Annotated in this window: 19 protein-coding genes; 6 read left to right on the forward strand and 13 right to left on the reverse strand. The window is 41.4% G+C overall.

From position 1 onward, the window contains the following. Positions 1 to 13: 13 nt before the first annotated feature. From AACW45_RS08305 to AACW45_RS08320, 4 genes are all read right to left on the reverse strand, one after another. Positions 14 to 1003 (reverse strand): PP2C family serine/threonine-protein phosphatase, encoded by a 990-nt coding sequence (locus AACW45_RS08305; protein WP_199331090.1) that lies wholly within the window; start codon positions 1001 to 1003, stop codon positions 14 to 16. 45 nt (positions 1004 to 1048) lie between these two features. Beyond that, complete coding sequence (locus AACW45_RS08310) at positions 1049 to 3226, reverse strand: serine/threonine-protein kinase (RefSeq protein ID WP_190632559.1); 2178 nt, start codon at positions 3224 to 3226, stop codon at positions 1049 to 1051. 156 nt (positions 3227 to 3382) lie between these two features. After that, positions 3383 to 3739 carry a hypothetical protein gene (locus AACW45_RS08315; protein ID WP_190632560.1) on the reverse strand — a complete coding sequence of 119 codons (357 nt, stop codon included), beginning with the start codon at positions 3737 to 3739 and terminating at the stop codon, positions 3383 to 3385. A 30-nt stretch (positions 3740 to 3769) separates the two neighbouring features. Continuing rightward, positions 3770 to 4984: a hypothetical protein gene (locus AACW45_RS08320; RefSeq protein ID WP_190632561.1), complete on the reverse strand. Its 1215-nt coding sequence runs from the start codon at positions 4982 to 4984 to the stop codon at positions 3770 to 3772. Positions 4985 to 5290: 306 nt separating this feature from the next. Here AACW45_RS08320 and AACW45_RS08325 point away from each other — a divergent pair, with 306 nt between their 5' ends. After that, entirely contained in the window at positions 5291 to 5644 is a 354-nt protein-coding gene (locus AACW45_RS08325) for a DUF760 domain-containing protein (protein ID WP_190632562.1), read from the forward strand. A gap of 158 nt (positions 5645 to 5802) precedes the next feature. On the opposite strand, the gene AACW45_RS08330 is transcribed toward AACW45_RS08325, so the two are convergent. The 4 genes from AACW45_RS08330 to pilM form a co-directional block, all read right to left on the reverse strand. Beyond that, positions 5803 to 8241 (reverse strand): AMIN domain-containing protein, encoded by a 2439-nt coding sequence (locus tag AACW45_RS08330; RefSeq protein WP_190632563.1) that lies wholly within the window; start codon positions 8239 to 8241, stop codon positions 5803 to 5805. Between the two features lie 134 nt (positions 8242 to 8375). Next, positions 8376 to 9149: a pilus assembly protein PilO gene (locus AACW45_RS08335; protein ID WP_190632564.1), complete on the reverse strand. Its 774-nt coding sequence runs from the start codon at positions 9147 to 9149 to the stop codon at positions 8376 to 8378. Further along, positions 9146 to 9916 (reverse strand): PilN domain-containing protein, encoded by a 771-nt coding sequence (locus AACW45_RS08340; RefSeq protein WP_190632565.1) that lies wholly within the window; start codon positions 9914 to 9916, stop codon positions 9146 to 9148. The genes AACW45_RS08335 and AACW45_RS08340 overlap by 4 nt, the downstream gene beginning before the upstream one ends. A 4-nt stretch (positions 9917 to 9920) precedes the next feature. Then, on the reverse strand, positions 9921 to 11027 hold the full coding sequence (gene pilM / locus AACW45_RS08345) for a type IV pilus assembly protein PilM (protein WP_190632566.1): 1107 nt from the start codon (positions 11025 to 11027) through the stop codon (positions 9921 to 9923). A gap of 141 nt (positions 11028 to 11168) precedes the next feature. Here pilM and AACW45_RS08350 point away from each other — a divergent pair, with 141 nt between their 5' ends. Further along, positions 11169 to 12470 (forward strand): ABC transporter substrate-binding protein, encoded by a 1302-nt coding sequence (locus tag AACW45_RS08350; RefSeq protein ID WP_190632567.1) that lies wholly within the window; start codon positions 11169 to 11171, stop codon positions 12468 to 12470. Between the two features lie 115 nt (positions 12471 to 12585). Here AACW45_RS08350 and AACW45_RS08355 read toward each other — a convergent pair whose 3' ends face one another. From AACW45_RS08355 to AACW45_RS08375, 5 genes are all read right to left on the reverse strand, one after another. Next, positions 12586 to 13653, reverse strand: a complete 1068-nt coding sequence (locus tag AACW45_RS08355; protein ID WP_190632568.1) for a sensor histidine kinase — start codon at positions 13651 to 13653, stop codon at positions 12586 to 12588. A 5-nt stretch (positions 13654 to 13658) separates the two neighbouring features. After that, positions 13659 to 14825, reverse strand: a complete 1167-nt coding sequence (locus AACW45_RS08360) for an FIST signal transduction protein (RefSeq protein ID WP_190632569.1) — start codon at positions 14823 to 14825, stop codon at positions 13659 to 13661. Between the two features lie 344 nt (positions 14826 to 15169). Continuing rightward, positions 15170 to 16420, reverse strand: a complete 1251-nt coding sequence (locus AACW45_RS08365; RefSeq protein ID WP_190632570.1) for a glutamate ligase domain-containing protein — start codon at positions 16418 to 16420, stop codon at positions 15170 to 15172. 163 nt (positions 16421 to 16583) lie between these two features. Beyond that, the gene (locus tag AACW45_RS08370; RefSeq protein WP_045870083.1) at positions 16584 to 16709 is read right to left on the reverse strand and encodes a photosystem II protein Y; all 126 of its coding nucleotides are present in this window, start codon (positions 16707 to 16709) and stop codon (positions 16584 to 16586) included. Positions 16710 to 16912: 203 nt separating this feature from the next. Beyond that, a complete protein-coding gene (locus AACW45_RS08375) occupies positions 16913 to 17443 on the reverse strand; it encodes a gamma carbonic anhydrase family protein (RefSeq protein ID WP_190632571.1) in 531 nt (176 codons plus the stop codon). A gap of 317 nt (positions 17444 to 17760) precedes the next feature. On the opposite strand from AACW45_RS08375, the gene AACW45_RS08380 reads away from it, so the two are divergent. The 4 genes from AACW45_RS08380 to AACW45_RS08395 all read left to right on the forward strand — a co-directional run bounded on the left by AACW45_RS08380 (position 17761) and on the right by AACW45_RS08395 (position 22396). After that, positions 17761 to 18279 carry a TIGR02652 family protein gene (locus AACW45_RS08380; RefSeq protein WP_445223156.1) on the forward strand — a complete coding sequence of 173 codons (519 nt, stop codon included), beginning with the start codon at positions 17761 to 17763 and terminating at the stop codon, positions 18277 to 18279. A gap of 92 nt (positions 18280 to 18371) precedes the next feature. Further along, positions 18372 to 18797 carry a VOC family protein gene (locus AACW45_RS08385; RefSeq protein ID WP_190539803.1) on the forward strand — a complete coding sequence of 142 codons (426 nt, stop codon included), beginning with the start codon at positions 18372 to 18374 and terminating at the stop codon, positions 18795 to 18797. Positions 18798 to 18937: 140 nt separating this feature from the next. After that, positions 18938 to 21817 (forward strand): M16 family metallopeptidase, encoded by a 2880-nt coding sequence (locus AACW45_RS08390; protein ID WP_190632573.1) that lies wholly within the window; start codon positions 18938 to 18940, stop codon positions 21815 to 21817. Between the two features lie 162 nt (positions 21818 to 21979). After that, the gene (locus AACW45_RS08395) at positions 21980 to 22396 is read left to right on the forward strand and encodes a cupredoxin domain-containing protein (protein ID WP_242045507.1); all 417 of its coding nucleotides are present in this window, start codon (positions 21980 to 21982) and stop codon (positions 22394 to 22396) included. Positions 22397 to 22442: the final 46 nt, after the last annotated feature.

Below are 22442 nucleotides of genomic sequence, written 5' to 3' on the forward strand. Positions count from 1 at the left end.
ACCATAATTGAGCTTATAACGCCAAAACAGCCACCGTAATATTGTCATGTCCGCCACCTTGCCGCGCAAACTCCACCAAACTCCGAGAGACACTAATCGCATCTTTCCCAGGCGATCGCGCCACCAACTGAGCTAATTCCTCAGCTTTTGGAGCATAATTCCATAATCCATCACTACATAAAAGCAAATATCCCGACTCAGGAACCGTAAAATTCACTATTGAAGGCGTAGCATCAGCCACCGCATCTGCTCCTAGCCAGCGAGTAATCGCATGAGCTTGAGGAGATTTTCTCGCTTCAGCTTCGCTCATTTCTCCTGCGGCTACCACCTCATATAACCAAGAATCATCCTGAGTTAATTGTTGGGAAGCCTTACCAGAAATCCAATAAGCGCGACTGTCACCTAACCAACCAATAGTAACGGTACGGTTATACACAATCGCCGCCACAATAGTAGTTGATGGTGGATCGGAATTTACACCAGATATACAAGGAATATTACATACAGAATCGAGCGCCGCAGCAAAGGCGGATTTAATCGCTAACTCTGGTTTTTCTCCACTTTGCCAAACATGAGCTAATTTCCCAGCCGCAGTTTCAGCAGCATTACGGGCGGCTAAATCTGGTTGTTCCGCACTAGAAACACCATCACAAACTACGAGAATATTTACCTGCGAGTCATTAATCTGGTGTAGAGCCAAAAAATCTTCATTGCGGTGATGTCTCAAACCGCGATCGCTCACTCCCGCTAACTGTGAATTAATAATTATTTCGATGCGATCGCTCTTTTTAGCTTCCCTGCGAAATCCGCAATTACTACAGTAACCATCTGTATCAATGGCTTCTATTCCCGCACCGCATTTTTCACAGCCTTGCGTAGCTGTTGGCGGTTTACTAGCGGTTAAAGGCGTACCGCATTCCTCACAAAATTTGTCCTCTATTAGGACTGAAGCACCACATTTTGGGCATTGCATAATTATTATTGGGCATTGGGCATTGGGCATTGGGCGGAGACGCGATGAATCGCGTCTCTACAATTGTCTGCTGACTTAAATTAAAGTCCTTGGGCGTATGCGGTTGGCTTCATCAACTAAGTGGATTTTCTCCTTACCTGTGGCTAGATGTGCCATGTCTCGCAAGGCTTTTTCTAGCCCTTGGCGCAGATGTTTTTCTTGCAGGGGTTGTCCTAAAATCTTCATACTAGGAGTGACTTTTAATTGCTTTGAGGTGAGTAAATTTAAGGCTGTTTCTAGAACTTGTTGAATGAGCCGATAGCGATCCATTCCTTCTAATGTCAGGGTTTCGATCGCAGAGGAAGCTGTTTGTAGTTCTTGAAAACTGGGAATATCGCGATCGCGGTTAATTAAAGTCCGAGCAATTTCGACTCGCGATCGCATAAATAAACTAGAACTTGGCGGTACTCTTCCTAAAGCGGCGACTGCTCCTTGGCGATCGCCTGTTGCAGACAAACAACGGGCTAAACCAAAGGCTGCTGTTACATAGCTGGGATCTGTACGGATAACTAACTCGTACATCTTAATTGCTAGTTGATAATTTTGCGCCTGTTCTGCAGCTAAACCCAGCGCCAACTTGGGTGCTAACTCTCCCGGTAAGTCAAAATAAACTTGATCGAAAGCTTTTTGCGCGGCTTGTGCTTGATTTTGCGCCATTAAAGCCCGCCCCCGATACCAAAAAATTCGCCAATCCCAAGGATCTTTAGCTTCGAGTTTGGCTAAGGTTTGCTCTGCTTCGGCAAAATTCAACCCCTCAATCAAGCTATTGGCTAACCGCAATAATGCTTCGCGGGAATCAGGAAATTGCTTGACAACTTCATCTAAACTCATCGCCCGTTTCATCGGATCGGCGATCGCGCTAGCATTTAGCACTGCATTAAATCCAGGATCGTTAGAATCTAGGATTGGTAACGGTAATTGTTCATAATCTGGTTTAATTGGCTCCAAACTACCACCGTAAGTCAGCGCTAGCATATCTCCCCCTAACACATGGCTAGCAGCTGGACGAGGAATATTTGTTTCCAGGGCGACAACTTCCCGCAGTACACCCAATAACTGATCCGCCATTTCATCGGCTGATTGAAAGCGATCGTCAGGATTTTCCGCAGTGGCTTTAATTAAGAAGCGATACAGAGATTCTTGTTGGGCAAATAACGGTTCTTCTTCGGGACTGGGTAATGTATACAGGTGTTCTTTACTAAAGCCTTTAATATTAGTCAGCAATACTGCCAAAGTTCTGCCAATAGTAAATAAATCGGATACAACTGTCGGCCCTTCACCTGCTTCTGGGGCGCTATAACCTACTGTACCGTAAATATCGCCATCTAAATCCTCAATCCGGCGCACGCCACCCAAGTCAATTAGCTTCACATCGCCGCCTTCAACCATAATATTGTCTGGTTTGAAGTCGCAATATACCATCCCTAAAGAATGTAAATAAGCAAAAGCACTGAGAATGCGGTGAATATAAGCGATCGCTTCCGCTACAGGTAAAGTCCCCCGACTTTTACGAATTTCCTTGAGAGTTTTACCGCCAACATATTCCATGACAATAAAACCTTCAGTACCGTGATTCACAAAGTTGTAAATTCCTACGATATTGGCGTGTTTTACGGCTGCAAGGAATTGTCTTTCGGCTACCGCGACTGCTGCGCTAGCTGCATCTTCTGTATTCAGCAGTCCTTTTAAGACAACATAGCGAGAGAGAGTTTTATCAAAACCTAAATAAATCCAGCCTAAACCACCATAAGCGATCGCGCCTTTGACTTCATATTGTCCGACAACTAAATCCCCAGGATTCAGACTAGGAATAAACGAATATTTCTGTCCGCACTTGCTACAAAATCCCTTTTCCCGGCGCAACTGGTGATTGCAATTACTACAAAAACGCTTATTCTCCGGCACCATTGGGTTAAGCAGAAGCGCCTTTTCTGGATCAGTAGAAGGTAATTCTGGTACAGAGATTAACCCAGCACCTAATTGTCTGCGACTACTGCGAGCAGAAGTACCGCTAGTACGCCGCGAACCCTTAGAACGGTTAGTTAACGGCGAAGAACCCGTACCCGTAGTCACCGGAGAACTTCTTGCAGTCACATTTACACTTTGCTTTTGGCTGACAGGGGCAGATTTTACCGCCGCCAACCCACAGACATTACAGTAACCATCTTCAATCATGCCAGTACAGGCATTTCTCGTACAGCGATCGCCGTTCATTTAGTTCTCCTAGTCATTTGTCATTTGTCATTTGTCATTTGTGAAGAGATAAGGGTGAAATTTCGAGATAAAAAGCTCAACATTCGGGATAAGGGACTTCCAAATAAAAAAATATACAACTATTGATTGTGGGGTGGGCGTCTCGCCCGCCCATAGTCAAAGGCGGGCAAGACTTCGGCGTGAGCGCTCAGTCGAACGCTGCCCACCCCACAAGATTGGATAATTTATTTCTTGGAAGTCCCTAAAAGGCTCAACTTTTGAGATAAAAGGTGCAACGTTCAAGATAAAAGGCTCAACATTCGGGATAAAAGGCGCAACTTTCAGCATAAAAGGTGCAACGTTCGAGATAAAAGGCTCAACGTTCGACATAAAAGGCTCAACATTCGAGATAAAAGGCTCAACGTTCGAGATAAAAGGCTCAACGTTCGAGATAAAAGGCTCAACGTTCGAGATAAAAGGTGCAACATTCGAGATAAAAGCCTCAACAGCCATCATCAATTCATTACCCCCCATGCCCAATGCCCTATGCCCAATGCCCCATACCTAATTCCCCATGCCCCAATTCAACCGCTTCTCATACTGAGAGACTAACTCAGCCGCCTTATCTAAAGCCGTGGGGCGCGTGTATAAAATTTGCTTTGCTTGTGCAGCTATATCGGATAGTTTGCCATCTTCAATTAATCCTTTAGCTAATGCTTTAGCTTGGAGAGCATCTAAACGTCCGCGTAACTCCTGACGATTGGCTAAAAGGGCGCTATTAGCAGTAAATACTTGCTGTTCTGATGCTATGTAAGCTTGAGCTTTATCGATCCAATTCTCTAAACCGATGATAACTGGATTAACTAACCCCTCCGCCAGCTTAGTTTCTAACCTAGTTAACCATTGAATCAGGGCATTTAACTCCTCCGCCGTCAATGAAGGCGATTTGATTAAATACCCCACGATTTTCTCCTGAGTTTCCGCAAAAGTAACTAGAGAATTTGCCTGGATTGTAGTTAATTTTTCTAACAAATCGTGAGCGATCGCAAATCTTGCGCGGATTTGACGTTGCTGTTGCAGTGCTTGTTCAACAACCGACTTTACTTTTATCAACATCGGCTGAATTTTTTGTTCAACCTCCACCCTCACCCCTAGAGGATCTTCTTCTACTCTTTGACGCAAAGATGCGATCGCAGTTTGAATTTGTACCAGTTCATCAATCACTTGACTATCTAAGAATTCTGCTGAATTTTGCAGTGCGTAAATTTGCGATTCTGTATCTGCCAAAATGTTATCTAAATGATTCCAAGCCTCATCCACAGCTAAAACAGCATCCCTAGCCACAGAAAAAGCGTGAGTCATCACTTGTAATAACTCCCCAGGTGCGATCGCATTTACTGTATGAGTAGCACTCAGCAATTCTCTTTGTGCAAGCGGTGTCTGTACTGCTGGTAAATCAATGGAAGCACCTATCAACAGTTTTTTAATCTCATCAATCTTGTCTGCGCTGGCTAAAAATCGTGGTAATTGCTGACGTAACTTACTCGCCTTCTCCACCACCTGCACTAATAAATCGAAATATTGAAACAGATCGTTCATCGCCTCCAGTGCCGGAGTCACCCTTATCGCCGTAATTCCCGCCAACTTAACTTTAGGATAGCCAGAATAACCACAAAGTCGCTGATATGTAGACTGTTCTTGTAATTCCAGGAGATTTTGGCTAGCAGCATTAATTTTATGCTGCCAATCCGCCAAAAGTTGGTCGATTTCATCTATCACAGCGCAGACTCCCGTATTCAAGAAACTGTTGTGCTAAAGAGCGATCGCTATCTGCTCACAAAGTATTATCTGTACTTTTGTTTTATAACAACCATTGGTTAACGAAAGTTGAAGATTTAGAACCTCAAAAAACCTCAGCGTACCTTCGCGCCAACCTCAGCGTACCTTCGCGTTAAAAAAATAAATTTCCTCCTCCCAAGCCAGAGTAGAACAAACCCTGCCTTCAAAGTTCGGTTTCACCAACCCTCTCAAAATCAACAACCCGATAAATTAATAAATAAATCAAGCGTAATTGAAGTAAAAAACATGAGTAACCTTTCCCCTCGCCAGCCAGATTACTTTGAATCGCCAACCCAAAACAATAACTTGTTGCAATACATACAATCCTTAAATCCCCAAACAGTTGCTCAACTTTCTCAACCCACATCACCCGAAGTATTGCGCCTAATTCAACGCGCCATTGTAGAAATGTTAGGTAACTTACCCAATGACAAATATCAGTCCTTAATTACCACCAATCGCGAAGAACTAGGTAGACTCTTAGGTTCCGCAATGGTAGACGGTTATTTCCTCCGCAACGTCGAACAACGCCTAGAAATGGAAAAAACATTACAACTTACAGGTATCACATCCACAGAACCTGACAGCCATAATGCTTAAATTATTATTACCTTCCTCACTCAAAACCCAAAAAATAAATAGAGATGAGAGACCAATAAATCTCTCATCTCCCTAATCCCAAAATCTCTAAAATTCGTCAACAAATTCTCACCAGCCTCCGTAATTACGAATTACGAATTACGAATTACGAATTATTATTATCGCTTATTAGAAGGCTGCCAACCGCGACGTTCCAACAATTGCCGCACCTCTGGACTGGGATTATAGTTATAGCCATAAGAAGAGCGTTCCGAATCATCCATAATTTGAGGTGTTAGCATCACAATCACCTCTCTGCGTTCATTACTTCTATTAGTCTTTCTAAACAGCGAACCAATTAAAGGTAAGTCACCTAAAATAGGAATCTTCGATACACTAGTCCTATCTTGGTCTTGAATAATACCTGAGAGAATCAGCGTCTGACCATCTCGTAAACGAATCATCCCAGAAGTCAAAGAACGTTCCGACACTAAAACGATTTGTCCATTTCCTGTATTTTCAGCAGCTGTAGGTGCGCTGACAGTGGGAGCAACCGACAGAGAAACAAAACCATTATCATCAATTCGTTCAATTTTTACATTCAACGTCAGACCAACTTTTTGTTTTTCTATTGTTCTCTCAGTTCTAGAACCACCTGAAGTATCCGTTGTTTGAAGCGTGATGTTTCCTACTACTTCCTGAGTCAGATTAACAAGAGCTTGCTGACCTTCTTGTACAATTAAAGTTGGGTCAGTCAAAATCTTGGCATTACCATTTGTCACCTGAGCCTGCAAACTAGCAAGTAACCGTTTGGGGAATTGGTATAAAGAGGGAAGAGCTGTTGTAACTGTACCAAGAGTACCTTGTGTAACAGTTGTTGTTCCATCAGAATTCCGCGTTACAACAGTATCAGTAGCTGGAGTGATAGTAGAGAAACCTGGTTGTAGTGGATTAGTACTACTCGGAGCAATAGGTTGATAAAAGGTTCCGCTTCCGGGGTTTTGGGTTCTCGTGGTTGTACCATTTGGATTCACTACTATAGTACCTGGAGTAGTCCCAGGAATACTGATACCGCTATTAGGATCAAGGAAAGGCGTTCCTGTAACAGGGTTGGTGATAACTGGAGTTTCAGTCACACTTCTTGATGCTTCACTAGCGTTAGCAGGTCTAGAGCCACCAAAATTGAAAGATGCTGCACCACCATCAACAGCAAAGAAGTTGTTCCCCGCACCAAAAGAAAAGCTGGTGTTGTAATCTTGGGTTCCTGTGAGATTCACATCCACAATTTTGACATTAACCACCACTTGACGACGGCGGATATCAAGCTGAGTTAATTGCGCCATTGCAATATCAATCAGCCGGGGAGAACCAATTAAAGTAATAGAATTAGTCCGCTCGTCTCCTAAGGCCTGTAAACCTCTAAGTAATGGATTAGAGTCTTGAAAATCAACTCTTTGAGTCTCTAATTTAGTTTCTGTAGTGGTCTGAGTTTGGGTAACGGCGGCGGTTGAATTACCCACAGGAACAGCACTAACACTAGTAACCAATCGTTCGCGGCTAATGGCGCTTTCTGCACCCATACCGACTAAAAAGTTGAGCGCCACACCCACTGTTACCTGATTTAGACGCAGACTACGCATCACCGTATCACGGGTAGAAGTAGGCAGTTTTGAGCCGACAAAAATAGTCCGCCCACTACGGTTGGCCTCTAAACCACTCAAACGCAAGACGTAATTAAATACATCTTGTACAGGTTCATTTTCTATATCTAAAGAAATCGTTTGAGAACTGGCTTGTCCACCTGCTGTTGCACCACCTGCTCCTGCTCCTGCTCCTGCACCCTCTCCACCTATATAAGCGAGGTTCAAACCAGCCGCACGAGCTAGTAGGGATAAAACCTCTCGCACTGGTGCATCTCTGAGTACTAAACGCGGGACACGTTCTTGAGTAGCTAGGTCAATCGTACTGGGAGAAGCATCAGTATTAGAAATAGCAATATCTCCTACTGGTGGAGCTACAGCTCTAGGTAAGAAAGGCGGCCCTTGATATACAGGTTGACCAGGGCCTGCCGGTTGTGCAGGCTTCCCATCAATCGTCACTTCCGGATTGGGGACTAGAACACCTGAGGGTTGACTTGGTTGGGATGGGGTAGTAGTAGATGGCGTAGTCGATGGTGGTGTTGCTGGTGTTGGTGTTGATGCTGTCGTACCAGCAGCAGGGCTAAAGCTAAGAGTAATACCATTATCTTTTCGCACTACAGGCTGATTGCTAGGGGTATTATTGCTTCCAGTTACCACCACCCGGACGCTATTAGCATCAAGCTGAATAATTTCGACGGAGGCAATTCCCGAAGCGGGGTTATCTTTACGGAAATTATTGCCTTGTGGTAACCGTAGTTGAGTATTAATAATATCTGTAACTAGAGCTTTACCTCTTTTTGTTGTAAAAATTTGTGGGCGCGAACCTGAGGAGGTTTTTAAAACGACATTAATTCCGCCATCAACGGGATTTAACTGTACGTCAGTAATTTGACTAATATCTGCCCAAACCGGTTGAGCTGCCAAGAAGATAAATGCGGCAGTGCCCAATAATAAATTATTACCGTGAAGCTGTTTCACAGTTCATTCCTCACCTAATAAAACCTTGTTGACAAATAATTTTTGAGTAGGTATATTTCAACCTGTTTTACCCATAAAAGGTTGACGGGCTGGGGATTAGGGTTATTTCCTGGCTTTTTTGTGACTAATTGCTGTTACTTCTTAGGAGGGGTAGCTGCTGCTGCCGCCGCCGCTATTTCCTCTGTAGTAAGTGGCATTAATGCTTGTAACTGGAAATTTGTATTAATTGAGGTTAAAAAAGCAGTTGGCTTCTTTGCACCTTGGTCTGACGACGATTCAATGGGTATTCTTTCCAAATTTGATTGATAATCTTTGACAATCAACAATGGTTGTAAACGCTCAATATTCCGCAGAATTGATTGCGTTTGTTCATAAGTACCAACAATTTGAATATTGACGCTGCTGCGTTTTAGCTTGCCATCAACTTGTAGCCCCAGACTGCCATCAACTATCGGTTCTGCTTTTTGTGATACTGGTGCAAATTTTTTCAGTTCACCTCTCACACCAGTGGCAGAAACTTGAGCATTAGTAGTTTCCACTAAGCGATTCAAATCTAGTAACAATGTATCTAAGGTTTTTTCACTAGCAAATAAACTTAAAACCTGGACTTGTTGCTGTTTTGCCTGCTCTAGTTCAGCTTTCACCAGATCAATTTTTCTCAGGCTGGCTTTTTTTTGATCGACTTGTCCTTGTAGTTCACCAATTTTTCCTTGCTGTTGTTGATAGCTATCCCAAGCAGGCATTACCATATTCAAGACAACATATAAGGCTCCAGCAATACCTAAAACCGCTACTAAAATACCAATCAGTTGGGGGGTGATACTAATGCCAAACAGCTGTTTACCACCTGAAGATTCACTCAAGTCCCCATTATTTTCTGCAAAATTAAAATCTTCACTTACCGTCATTTGGCAATGACTCCTGTTTGTTGCATACTACGAATTCGTGCCACCAGTCCCACTGTGCCTTTCTGCTCCAACTCTCGGATTAATTCCGAGGCGGGAACATCACTCAAGCTTGATTGAATAGTGTATTTAACCACTCGAAGCGGCGGAATTTTTTTACCCTCTTTAGCATTCACATCTGCTGGTTGTACTGGTGCATCCACTAAATCTGCTGTCACAATTTTGCTTTCTGAGGATTTTAAAAATCTTGACTGTTGCAAACTGAGCAAGAAATCATTGACATCGTTGAAAGAGCGTGCCATTCCGACAATTTCTATGCCACCAGCCGGATTACCTGCTGGTTGCCCTGCTACTGGCGCTGTAGGTGCTGTTTGCTTGATGTTTTCAATTTGCACTTTAGCTGGAATGCGATCGCGCAAATCTTGTAACATAGCTGACCAAGGGCGAATTTGGTCAAACACTGACACTAAAGCTTGTGTCTCTCCTTTAACTTTGTTAGTCTCTTCTTTAATTTTGTTAATATTTCCAATTTCTGTGTCTAACTTCTTGTTTTCCTCATCTAGTTGTGCTATTTTTTGCTCTGACTCCACCACTTTCGCTTGTAACCACCACAAACCACCTACCGCCGCCGCAGGGAAGCAAATGCCTAATGCTACTCCCACATATAACGGTGTTAAATTCCCAGTGGGGAATTTAATTCCAGGTTTTTTACTGGTATTTTTTTGGTAATTTGGGCGGTCTTTGAGAAAGTTAATATCCAGACTGTACATTCTGTTAAACCTCCCTCATTCCTAGACCTAGTACTGTCGCTAACCCAGAGCGTTGTACTATAGGGTACTTTTCGTCGTTAATTTCTAAGGATAAAGATGCTATTGGATCGATTTGGGCAGTTGGCAAGCTTAATCTTTGGGTGAAAAACTCATCTAGCTGTTGTAGCCCACCACCAGGGCCAGCCAGGAAAATTTGTGCTATCTCTAGGTTTTCACTCTGATTGAGATAAAAATCAATAGAACGACGCAGTTCGTCAGTTAGTTCTCCCAAAACTCTTAATATAGCTGCCATACCTGGATTGATGTCGGTAAGACCAGTTTTACCAGCCTCTACAGGAGTTGCCATAATCGCCATACCTTGCAACAATTCCATATCTCGCGTAGTTGGTAAACTCATTGCTTTTGATAAGGCATGTTGCATTTGATAAGTGCCTATCGGTACAGTTCGCGAAAATTGGGGTACACCATTGACAATAATGGCAATTTCTGAACTGTCAAACTCGATATCGACTAATACTGCTGCTTCTTGGGGGCCAAATTGTCGCAGTTGATCGCGAATTGTGCGAATGAGCGCAAAACTGTTAATCTCTAAAACATCAATTTCTAATCCAGCTTGCTCAAATGTATTTATGTATGTGTCCGTAACCTCCTTACGTGTAGCTACTAATAGTACTTGTACCTTTTCTATCCCATCTTCGTCTACAAAGTAGCCGAGTTTTTGGTAATCTACATCAGCTTCTTCACGGGGATAGGGTAAATATAAAGCTGCTTCATGGTTGAGTACCATTTCCCGCAGTTCTTTATCATCTAACTCGGCTGGTACAGGTATTAAACGTACAATTGAATCTCGTCCTGGTACAGCAGTCGCAACCCGAGAAGCTTTGATTTTATTGTCATTCAGCGCTTGCTGAATTAACAGCGCCATTGCTGGCGGATCGACAATTTGACCATCGGTAATTAGTCCTTCTGGAACTTCTACCGATACTAAGGCTTCTATTTTAAAGCCTTGACGCTGTTTGCGTAATTGAACTATATTCACACGTTCAGGTGCTAGTTCAATACCGACTCCTTTATTCGATTTGCCAAACAGACTATTGAAGCTTTTCACCACTTTCTTGCCCGTCGCACTGCTAAATTGAAAAGTTAAATGATACTAAAAAACTATCTTGGTACTAGGTAATTGATTTAGCCTATAATCTCGACAATTCTGCATAAGCTTTTCGTTCAAAGCAAGCGTAAATATACTAGTAAAATGTTTAAAATTCACAAATTCAAACGTCTATCTGTATTTGTACTGCTAGGTTTATTAACTAGCTGGATTGTTAGTTGTAGCACGGGTAAAGTTGCTACAGAAACCAAACAATCTGTGGCACAAGGAGCAAAGATTGAGTTTTGGACAATGCAACTTCAACCTCAATTTACGGACTATTTTCAAAACTTGATTGCTCGTTTTGAGTCACAAAATCAAGGTATAAAGATTAATTGGGTGGATATACCCTGGGCTGCGATGGAGAACAAAATCTTAACAGCTGTATCAGGGAAAACGCCACCTGATGTTGTCAACCTCAATCCGGATTTTGCAGCGCAACTTGCAGGAAGAAATGCTTGGTTGGATCTAGATACTAAAGTTCCACAAGAAGTACGTTCCTCCTATTTGCCCAATATTTGGAAAGCCAGCACAATCAATGGTAAAAGTTTTGGTATTCCCTGGTACCTCACCACCCGGCTAACCATTTATAACACTGATTTGTTAAAACAGGCAGGTATCAACAAATCACCGAGTACTTACGCAGAATTAGCCCAAGTTGCCCAACAAATTAAAGATAAAACTGGTAAATATGCCTTTTTTGTCACTTTTGTACCGCAAGATTCTGGAGAAGTATTAGAATCTTTTGTACAAATGGGAGTCACCTTAGTAGATACCGAAGGGAAAGCCGCTTTTAATTCTCCTCCAGGAAAAGCCGCTTTTCAGTATTGGGTGGATTTGTATAACAAAGGATTGTTGCCGAAAGAGGTATTAACTCAAGGTCATCGTCATGCTATTGATTTATATCAAGCGGGAGAAACAGCATTTTTGGCTTCTGGGCCTGAGTTTCTGAAAACGATCGCCAATAATGCACCAAAAATTGCTCAAGCTTCCGCGATCGCACCGCAAATTACCGGCGATACTGGGAAGAAAAATGTAGCTGTGATGAATGTAGTCATCCCTAAAGATAGTAAGTACCCAGATGCGGCGGTAAAATTTGCCCTATTTCTCACTAACGATCAAAATCAATTAGCTTTTGCTAAAGCGGCTAATGTTCTTCCCTCTACAGTAAAATCACTTACTGACAGCTACTTTAAAGATGTTCCTGCTAATGCCACAACTGTAGAAAAAGCTAGGGTTGTCAGCGCCCAACAACTACAACAGGCGGAAATATTAAAGCCGAATTTGAAAGACATTAAAAAATTGCAAAAAGCAATTTATGAAAACTTACAAGCTGCAATGTTAGGCGAAAAAACTGTAGATAAAGCTGTAGAAGATGCAGCGCAAGAATGGAATAATCGGGTGTAGGGCATTGGGCATTGGGCATTGGGCATTGGGCATTGGTAAAAATTTTAGATTTTGGTGAAATATCACATTCAAAAATTTAAAATCTAAAGTTCTTTGTCCCTATTTACTTCTAGCATTAACTAGTGGGAATTTGGATGACAAACTCAGCACCTTTTCCTGGTTCTGAATAGCATTCTAATTTCCCATTATGTAATTCAATAATAATTTGGTAACTAATTGCTAAACCTAAACCTGTACCTTTACCTACTTGTTTAGTTGTAAAGAAGGGATCGAATAATTTTGTCAGCACCTTTTCATCCATGCCCATACCATTATCAGCAATCCGAATTTCTAGCCAATTATTCTGTATAACTGCTGTTTGAATTTTAATTTCTGGCTGCTGCATAATTGATTGAGAATCAGTTTTAGCTGCCTTTAATATTGTTTCTTCTAAAGAATCAATAGCATTAACTAAAATGTTCATAAAGACTTGATTCATATGTCCAGCATAACAATTAATTAAAGGTAATTTGCCATAATTTTTACTGACTTTAATTTCGGCAATATTACCGCCTGCTCCTTTGAGTCGGTTATTTAAAATAACTAGTGTGCTGTCGATACCTTGATGAATATCAACTGCTTTAAATTCAGCTTCATCTAATCGGGAAAAAGTCCTGAGTGATTTAACTATTTCTGTAATTCGCTCTGCTCCTACATTCATAGATTGGAAAATTTTTTCCAAATCTCGCTGGAGAAAATCAAGGTCAATTTCTTTTATTTCTTTTTTAATTGCTAAATCTGGTTCGGGATAATATTGTTGATAAAGTAAAATTAGCCTCAGTAAATCTTGAAAATATTGTTGAGCATAATTTAAATTAGCATAGATAAAGTTGACTGGGTTGTTAATTTCATGGGCAATCCCAGCCACCATTACTCCCAAAGCGGACATCTTTTCTGATTCCACTAATTTCATCTGTAAAGTTTTGAGATTTTTGAGCGCCTCCTCTAACTCATCGCCACGATTTTTCAGAGCTATTTGTGACTCCTCTAACTCAGAAATGACATTTTTGAGGATGTTTTCTCTGACTTCGCTGGCGTTTTCTAGTTGTTGGCGATCGGCTTCCGATCGCTCTAGCTTCTTTTTTAATGTCCGAACATTTTTTTCTAATTCTTTTAGTTTTTTCTCATAGTCAATGGGTTCCATAGTCCCTATTTTGTTCCTAGAAGCAAAGTCACAAAAGTTTCTTGATGATAGTAAGAAGAACCATGAGGTTCTAGGGGCGCAAATTCACCATAGGTATAGAATCCACAAATAGGTATTTCTTGAGCAACGGCATTTTTGACTAGTTGATATTCTTCTTTTGCTCTAGTGCCTAAAAGCCAACGGCGACAGCAACAAGAAAATAATAAAATCGCTTCTGGTTCAGTTCCGGGATAATTTTTTAAAGCTGTTTGGAATGAAGCTTCGGCAGCAGCAATTACCTCATCCCGACGACTATCTGTAACTTGAATTGTGGCATTCTCTGGGACATTACCGAGAAAATTGATACTGCCAGTTTCCATATCGTGTCTATTAGGCACGCGCATATAATAGCGATCGCTATCTCCTTCATATACAGCTAGGGGATGTTCTGCTGTTGGCGGGCGATCGCCTAAATATTTCTGATAATATTCCATTGCTGTCCTACCATCAATTTCGTAAAGGACGGTTCCTTCGGCTTTGGTAACTACGCTTTTGCGTCCAATCGGTTGCCAACCACAGGCAATGCCATAAGAAAAATTAATATCTCCGGCAAATATCAAAACTGGTAAAGCATCAGTCAGTACTTGATTGTGATAAAATTGGTAGGTTTTTTGAAATCTAAACTGATCTCCTGCTGCACCGCCGACAATTGGCATTTGGGAGCCTAAGACTAGTTTCAAACCTTGGAGAATTAACTCTCCATTCGTTGTTGAACCATCTTCTAGATAGCTGGCTGGTAGAGTAATACATAATTTTGGGCTATTAGTCATTTTTGCTGTTGCTTGTTTGACAGCTTGTTCAGCAGCAGCGAAGGGGTTTTCTTTGGCTTGATAACCGATACCAGCACTGATTTCTACAGTGTCAGAAGAAAACAGCATTAGGGTTACAGAGTCTTGTTGAAACCCTAATACCGAGGAGGTTTCACCATCTGTAGTACAACCTATCAAATCTAGTTCGGGAAATACTTGGTTAATTTCTTTGAGAATTAACTCATGCTCAAAATCAATAGCTGTAAATAAGATACCTGCTTGAGGTATAACTCCTGCTAAATCGTGAACACAATGTTCTAAAACTTCGGCAATTGCGTCTTGAGAATCTGGATCATCACTGTGACCAACAACTACTTTTAGCATATTTATCTCCTATTAACTAGAAATTCTTATAGCAGTGTCAATTAAGGTATTTTTCTGCCAGACAATTTCTCAGTTAATTTTGCCCAGAAAATATAGTTGTCGCTACAAATATAAATTAAATTTACATAATAAATTTAAATACTTACTATCAGCGTTCAAACTAAGTCAAACCACGACATCTAACTAGGGAAAAGTCTTTGCTAGTGAAGTTTGTAGACTTGAGTAGCCAAGCGATCGCACTCATCAAGAGTTCTGACATTTCCAGGAAGCGTGTTTAAATTATCATAAATATATGAAGATTTGTAATTTATTTTAACTAACTATTTATATTTGCATTGCCTCAATTATTTATTTGCGAGAAAATGTCCGATTAAATATAGGGAACCGCACAAGACAACTAAGTTGTCTGATGCCGTAAAGGCTGCTTGTAGGGCTGATAATAAATCTGGATGAGATTGGCACAAACTTAAGTTTGGACAAATATCAGTAGCTAGTTTGGCTAATTTATCGGGACTAGCTGAAGATGTATCCGGTACTGGTACGAGAAATAATTTATCTTCTGGGCGTAATAATACTTGAAAAATATCAGCGTGGTCTTTATTTGCCATCATTCCCATCACCCAAGTCACAGAGGGATGATTGAGACTATCTACATAATCGCGTAATACTTTAGCACCAGCCGGGTTATGGGCACCATCCAGTAATAATGTATGCTTTTGCCAAGTTACCCATTGAATACGTCCAGGCCATTTAGTTTGTCCCATACCATTAATTATGGCTGTTTGGGAAATGTGCCATCCCTGTTTTTGGAGAATTTCTATAGCAGCTAAAGCTAAGGCGGAATTAGTTAATTGAATTTGTCCTTGTAAAGGTAGGGGATATTGAATAATTTTAGAATTTTCCTGAGTTTGGTATTCAGCCCAGCCGGAGGATATGGAGCGTGCAGGCTGGGGTATGACTACTGGGCATTGTAATTCTCCAATTCGCGATCGCACAACTTCTAGGGCATCTGCTGGTAATTGTCCCACAACCACCGGGCATCCTGGTTTGAGAATTCCCGCTTTTTCTCTAGCAATATCGGTTACAGTCGGGCCTAGTTGTTGCCAATGTTCGCGACTGATGGAAGTAATTACTGTTACTAACGGGTTATCACACACATTAGTTGCATCTAAGCGCCCACCTAATCCCACTTCTACCACTGCTACATCAAGTTGCTGCTGGGCGAAATATAACCAAGCTGCGGCGGTAATCACTTCAAATTGAGTTGGCGATTCTTCATCAGGAGCAATAACACTTTGGACTTGTTGTAATAATTTAGACAATTCTTCTGAGGAAATTGCTTGTTCATTAATACAAATCCGTTCAGTCCAATCGACTAAATGGGGAGAAATATAACGTCCTGTACGATACCCCGCCTCAGTCAAAATCGATGAAAGATAGGCACATACAGAACCTTTACCATTAGTCCCGGCAACATGAATTACTGGCACTTGCTGATGAGGATTGCCCAGATTATCCAAAAGTTTGACAATCCGTGCAAGTCCTAAATTTATACCAAAAGGCTGGAATGATTTAAGTAAAGAATCAATATCCACAGATTTGAGGAGGATGAATAAGGATGAGGTAGCAAAGGGAACATAGAAAACAAAGGAAAATAATCAATGCCCAATGCCCAATGCCCAATGCCCTAACATTAACTAACCGACTGTTCCTAGAAAAAGAAACAGCCGGTTAAAAAATGTTAATTTTTATGTGAGTTTAGGCTTCTCTGTTTAAAAAGTTTTGCACTTGTCTTAATGCAGCAGCGCCAATATTAAATACAGCCCAACCAGCAGCAATGGCAATTGGAGCTAGAACAACTGCTACGCGAAAATCAATGTCCATATTTAGAACCCCTCTGTTAAATAAATTAAACTTTTGTCAACTACTCTCATTTTTATTGTTAGCTAGAAGTGGAAAATTTTTCCAGTCCTATTGTAAAGAATGTTTACAATTTGGTCAGTTGTCAGTTGTCAGTTGTCAGTTGTCAGTTGTTTATCCTGCTTCCTTGTCTTCCTTGTCTTCCTTGTCTCCCTTGTCCCCCAGCCTCATACCGGCTTGGTAAAGCCAATATCAGTTCCCTTACCGGCGTGAACCAAGGCTAATTTTTGGTATTTTTCAGCGTGTGCGATTAATTCTGCGGCTTCGGTGTCGGTAATTTGGCGGACAACTTTGCCAGGAACGCCCATAACTAAGGAAAATGGCGGTACATCCTTAGTAACTACAGCACCAGCACCAATAATGCTACCAGTACCTACACGTACACCATCTAAAATGATTGCGCCAATGCCAATCAAACTTCCTCGCTCAATGTAGGCAGAATGTATCACAGCACGATGTCCTACGGTGACACGATCTTCTAAGATAGTAGGAAAGCCAGGGTCACAGTGTAGGATTGCACCATCTTGGATATTTGTGTATTCACCAATATCAATGCGTTCTACATCTGCTCTGACTACGGCTCCATACCAAATGCTTACTCCGCTTTTGATGTTTACTGAACCGACAACGATCGCATTAGCTGCTACAAAAGCAGCAACAGAAAAATCAGGAGATGGCCAGTAAGAAGCTGTAGACACGATAGAATATAAATATGGTACCCAGGAACACTGGAGAAACTCCAACATTTCAGGCTGGTTGCAAAACCAGAATATCACAGTGTCAACTCAAGACTAAAGTCGGAAGTCTAAAGTCTGAAATTCTGAATTCATCCTTTAAACTTCAAACTTCTTTGGTCAACCTTCTATACTGAGTAAGACACTGGTGAATACTGTTCTTGCTATCAGTCAGTAGACTATGTAGCAATGAGGTGGTAACCCCAATTGATGGAGCCGAAGTGTAAAATCAAACCCACTGGTGCTGGTGAAGACAAAACTATGTTTCTACGCACTTCATGATGAATCCAGGCTTGCAGTACCCAATATTTGGCCCCGACATTCAGTGTCCCCACTGTCGCCAAACAATTCAGGCGTTGACGCTTACGGATACCTATTTATGTCCGCGTCATGGGGCTTTTGAAGCTAATCCGAAAACGGGTGAATTAATTCATTTACAGTCGGGACGCCATTGGCGGAAGTGGAATAACGAATGGTATAGACAACATACCCATCCCGATGGTATAAGGTTTGAAATTCACGAAGCGTTGGATAAACTTTATACTCAAGGTTTCCGAGCTACGCGGGTAATTATTGCGCGTCGTTATCAAGAGTTAATGAGTGGTTATTTAGAACGCAGCACTACTTGGCGTTCTGGACAACAACAGACGACGGAAAATACCTCAGCGCGGCTATACGGTTTACCGGTAGAGTTTAGCCCCGATCCCACAGATGAACCTTGTTGGGAAGTGATTAATTTTGATTTGGAAAAAGAGCCTGGTGTCCCTGTACGCTATCCTTATTTCAGATTGTTTGAGTAATTGTCATTGGTCAATTGTCAGTAGTCAGTGGTCATAATTAATTAACAACTGACAACTGACAACTGACAACTGACGACTGACAACCAAAAATTATGCACCACGCTTCAATTCGGACTGCGAATATTCATCGGGCGATCGCTTTTTACGAACAATTGGGGTTTACAGTTTGCGAACGCTTCACTACAGGCTATACCCTGGCTTGTTGGATGGAAGGATTGGGTGGGAGAATTGAACTAATCCAAATTCCCGAACCGAAACCAGCCCCAGATGCTTTTGCTGATGAGCATTATGTGGGTTATTATCATCTTTCCTTTGATTTAACAGAAATTACACCAGATTTGCCCAGTTGGTTAACCAATTTACAACAACAAGTGGCAACAACAGATTTAGCACCAATAAAAATACTTTTAGAACCGACACAGCAACAAATAGGCGATCGCATTTTTGAAGTGGCTTTTATTGCAGATACTGATGGCTTACCTCTGGAATTTTTGCGAATTTTAGCAAAAATAAATTAATTTCTAGTTTATTTCTCCGATATTGGCTGGTAGAATATCTGATCTCTATGACTGTGCTAAGGTGAGAGACTGGTTATAGGGACTAAACTAGATTAATCACTCAATTTATGTAACTTAGTTTACAAGCATCTGCAAAATCCATGCCTGTGTTTACTACCTTGTATCGATATCGTTTTTTGTTATTGCTGTTCACTTTATGGATGATTGCGGTATTGTTATTTAGCGGTAAATCTGCTGTTAGCCAACATATAGTTACATCACAGCAGATACATGCTCAGTCAATAGTAAATCCACAAGAAAATCTACCCCCAACAGTGACAGAAAACGTCCACAAGACATTACTCGAAAATGGCCTGACAGTACTGACAAAAGAAGTACATACTGCGCCAGTAGTAACTGTACAAGTATGGTACAAGGTAGGTTCGCGCAACGAAGAACCAGGGCTGAATGGGATTGCGCACCAGTTAGAACATATGATGTTTAAAGGGACAGAAACTCGTCCAATTCAATTTGGCAGGTTATTTAGCGCTTTAGGTAGTGATTCCAACGCTTTCACCAGCTACGATCAAACCGCATATTACGGTACTGCGGAACGCAATAAGCTGAAGGCGCTACTTATTTTAGAAGCTGATCGGATGCAAAGTTCAGTAATTGATACCGAACAGCTAGGTAGTGAAAAACGAGTAGTTATTTCTGAGTTACAAGGTTACGAAAATAGCCCAGAATACCGCCTCAATCGGGCTGTGATGCGTGCAGCTTTTCCCAATCATGCATATGGTTTACCTGTTGGGGGAACAAAAGCCGATGTGGAAAAATTTACAGTCGAGCAGGTGAGAAAGTACTATCAAAAATATTACAGTCCTGATAATGCTGTTTTAGTCATTGTGGGAGATTTTCAAACTGCGCCCACTCTGGAAGTAGTTAAAGAGATATTTGGGAAATTACCGAAGAGTCAACAGTCAATAGTCAATAGTCAACAGTCAACAGTCAACAGTCAACACTTCGACAAGCTCAGTGCAGCGCAGTCAACAGTCAACACTTCGACAAGCTCAGTGCAGCGCAGTCAACAGTTATCCGAGTCTCCTATTGTATTGCGAGAAGCAGGTGCGGGGGAACTGTTACAAGTCGTTTATCCATTACCTGATATCAACCATCCAGATGTACCTACATTAGATGTGATGGATTATATTTTGACAGAAGGGCGAAATTCGCGCTTGGATCGGGTATTGATAGAATCTGGGTTAGCTAGTGATATTGGCGCTTCTGTGACTAGCCTGCGAGAATTTGGTTGGTATGAATTGTTGGTGACAGCAGCTTATAATCAAAGTTTAGAGAAAATTGACTCGGTTTTAAATCGGGCGATCGCGGATTTAGTTAAATCAGGAGTCACAGCAGCAGAAGTTAATCGTGCAAAAACCCAATTAGAAGCTGCGGTAATTTTAGCTAACCGCGATCTCACTAACCAAGCAATGCAATTGGGTAATGATGAAACCACAACTGGTGACTATCGCCATACAGAACGCTACTTAGCTGCTATCCGCAAGGTAACACCAGCAGATGTTGTTGCTGTAGTTAAAAAATACCTGAAACCAGAAGCACGTACAGTTGGTTACTTTGAACCTAGCCAAAAAGAGTTAAAAGGTACAAGCAAACCCAATTCTACTCAAACTACAGAAAATTTCGGTTTAGGCTCGCCTGTAGCACCCACTGAAGTATTAAAATACTTACCCCCCGTGGATGAAATCACAGATATTGGCGAGCGAGAAATACCACAACAATTTCAACTTGCCAATGGTTTAAAATTATTACTACTACCCGATCGCAGTATTCCTACTATCACTCTTAGCGGTCATATTAATGCAGGTACGGAATTTGACCCTGAAGATAAAGCAGGATTAGCATCGTTAGTAGCAGATAACTTAATGAATGGCACGAAAACTCAAGATTTTTTACAAATTGCCCAAGCTTTAGAAGATAAAGGTGCAAATTTAGAGTTTAGAGCCTACCGCGAAGGCGTGCGCATTGATGGTGACAGTTTAGCGGGTGACTTACCTGTAATTTTAAAAACTTTAGCAGATGTCGTTAAAAATAGTAACTTCCCAACGAAAGAGTGGGAACTTGAGCGCCAACAAGCTTTAACTAATCTCAAATTAGATTTAGACGATCCAGATGAGGTAGCTATTAGAACATTTGTGCAGTCGATTTATCCGCACAAACATCCTTTACATAACTTTCCTACAGCAGAAAGTTTAAAAAAGATTAAGCGCAAAGATGCGATCGCTTTTAAAGAAAAATATTATCGTCCTGATAATATGGTGTTAACAATAGTAGGAGATTTTGAACCTGCCAAAGTGCGATCGCTACTAGAAAAAGAATTTGGCGGCTGGAAAGTTAGCGGCGAAGCGCCAAAATTACAATATCCTCAAGTATCAATGCCCGACAAGGAAGTACGTGTCAACTCTATCCTACCGGGTAAAGCCCAGGCAATTACTTATATGGGTTACAAGGGTATTAGCCGTAAAGATCCCCGATTTTATGCAGCTTTAGTCTTAAATCAGATTTTGGGAGGCGATACCCTATCTAGTAGATTAGGGGCAGAAGTACGCGATCGCCAAGGGTTAACCTATGGAATTTATAGTTACTTCCAAGTCGGGAAAAATGCAGGCACATTTTGGATAGAATTGCAAACTAGTCCAGAAGATACCATAAAAGCGATCGCTAGCACTCAAAAACTCTTAAAGCAAATTCATCAACAAGGTGTTGTAGCCGCAGAAATTGAAGCAGCTAAACAAACATTAATTAGCAACTACAATGTTTCTTTAGCTAATCCAGAAGAATTAACTAAAACTATTTTGATGAATCAAGTACATGGACTTGATAAAGTCGAACTCCGCGCTTTTACAGACAAAATTCAGCAAGTTACCCTCAATCAAGTCAATCAAGCCGCTCGTGAATTAATCCATCCAGATAAGATTGTAGTAGCAACAGCAGGCCCGGCTGTATTAGCCCAAATGAAATAATTACTAATTCGTCATACCCTTCGGGAAGCCGCTACTCTTCGAGAACGCTCCGCGAACGCGTCTACGTAATTCGTAATTAAATGAGTCAATGAGAAAAAACAAATTTAAATACTATTTTGGACGATGAAAACTATCAAGCAGATTTATATCATATTATTATTAATGCTGTGCTTGGTTTTCAGCCATAATTCAGCATTAGCAGCAACTGGATCTGGTGATTTACTCAAGCAACCAGCAGTTGAAGTTTCTGTTAGTTTGGGTAATGCAGCTAACGAACTCAAATTTGAGCCAAATAGTTTAGAATTTGTGGCGGGAAAACGTTATAATCTCCGGCTAGCTAACCCTAGCCAAATGAAACATTATTTTACTGCCAAAGACTTCGCCGATGGTATCTGGACACAAAAAGTCGAAGCTGGGAAAGTAGAAATTAAAGGAGCTATTCATGAAGTGGAACTCAAACCCGGTGCGACAGCAGACTGGGTATTTGTACCGCTCAAGTCAGGAAAATATACCCTACGCTGCTCAGTAGCAGGACATACAGAAGCAGGTATGACGGGAGAGATTACTGTTACCAATTGAAAATTTCAAAGTTACAATAAAAAACTCCACCCATAAAGGGATGGAG

Origin of the sequence: Calothrix sp. FACHB-168, from assembly GCF_963889195.1 — a bacterium.
Classification (GTDB): domain Bacteria; phylum Cyanobacteriota; class Cyanobacteriia; order Cyanobacteriales; family Nostocaceae; genus Aulosira; species Aulosira anomala_A.

What these genes read in the sequence shown, in the direction of transcription:
- AACW45_RS08355 (WP_190632568.1), bottom strand. Translation starts at nt 13,653, where the DNA reads ATGGAACCCATTGACTATGAGAAAAAACTAAAAGAATTAGAAAAAAAT.
- AACW45_RS08325 (WP_190632562.1), top strand. Translation starts at nt 5,291, where the DNA reads ATGAGTAACCTTTCCCCTCGCCAGCCAGATTACTTTGAATCGCCAACC.
- AACW45_RS08360 (WP_190632569.1), bottom strand. Translation starts at nt 14,825, where the DNA reads ATGCTAAAAGTAGTTGTTGGTCACAGTGATGATCCAGATTCTCAAGAC.
- AACW45_RS08315 (WP_190632560.1), bottom strand. Translation starts at nt 3,739, where the DNA reads ATGGGGGGTAATGAATTGATGATGGCTGTTGAGGCTTTTATCTCGAAT.
- AACW45_RS08340 (WP_190632565.1), bottom strand. Translation starts at nt 9,916, where the DNA reads ATGTACAGTCTGGATATTAACTTTCTCAAAGACCGCCCAAATTACCAA.
- AACW45_RS08335 (WP_190632564.1), bottom strand. Translation starts at nt 9,149, where the DNA reads ATGACGGTAAGTGAAGATTTTAATTTTGCAGAAAATAATGGGGACTTG.
- AACW45_RS08305 (WP_199331090.1), bottom strand. Translation starts at nt 1,003, where the DNA reads ATGCCCAATGCCCAATGCCCAATAATAATTATGCAATGCCCAAAATGT.
- AACW45_RS08310 (WP_190632559.1), bottom strand. Translation starts at nt 3,226, where the DNA reads ATGAACGGCGATCGCTGTACGAGAAATGCCTGTACTGGCATGATTGAA.
- AACW45_RS08390 (WP_190632573.1), top strand. Translation starts at nt 18,938, where the DNA reads ATGCCTGTGTTTACTACCTTGTATCGATATCGTTTTTTGTTATTGCTG.
- AACW45_RS08395 (WP_242045507.1), top strand. Translation starts at nt 21,980, where the DNA reads ATGCTGTGCTTGGTTTTCAGCCATAATTCAGCATTAGCAGCAACTGGA.
- AACW45_RS08380 (WP_445223156.1), top strand. Translation starts at nt 17,761, where the DNA reads ATGAATCCAGGCTTGCAGTACCCAATATTTGGCCCCGACATTCAGTGT.
- AACW45_RS08385 (WP_190539803.1), top strand. Translation starts at nt 18,372, where the DNA reads ATGCACCACGCTTCAATTCGGACTGCGAATATTCATCGGGCGATCGCT.
- AACW45_RS08370 (WP_045870083.1), bottom strand. Translation starts at nt 16,709, where the DNA reads ATGGACATTGATTTTCGCGTAGCAGTTGTTCTAGCTCCAATTGCCATT.
- AACW45_RS08350 (WP_190632567.1), top strand. Translation starts at nt 11,169, where the DNA reads ATGTTTAAAATTCACAAATTCAAACGTCTATCTGTATTTGTACTGCTA.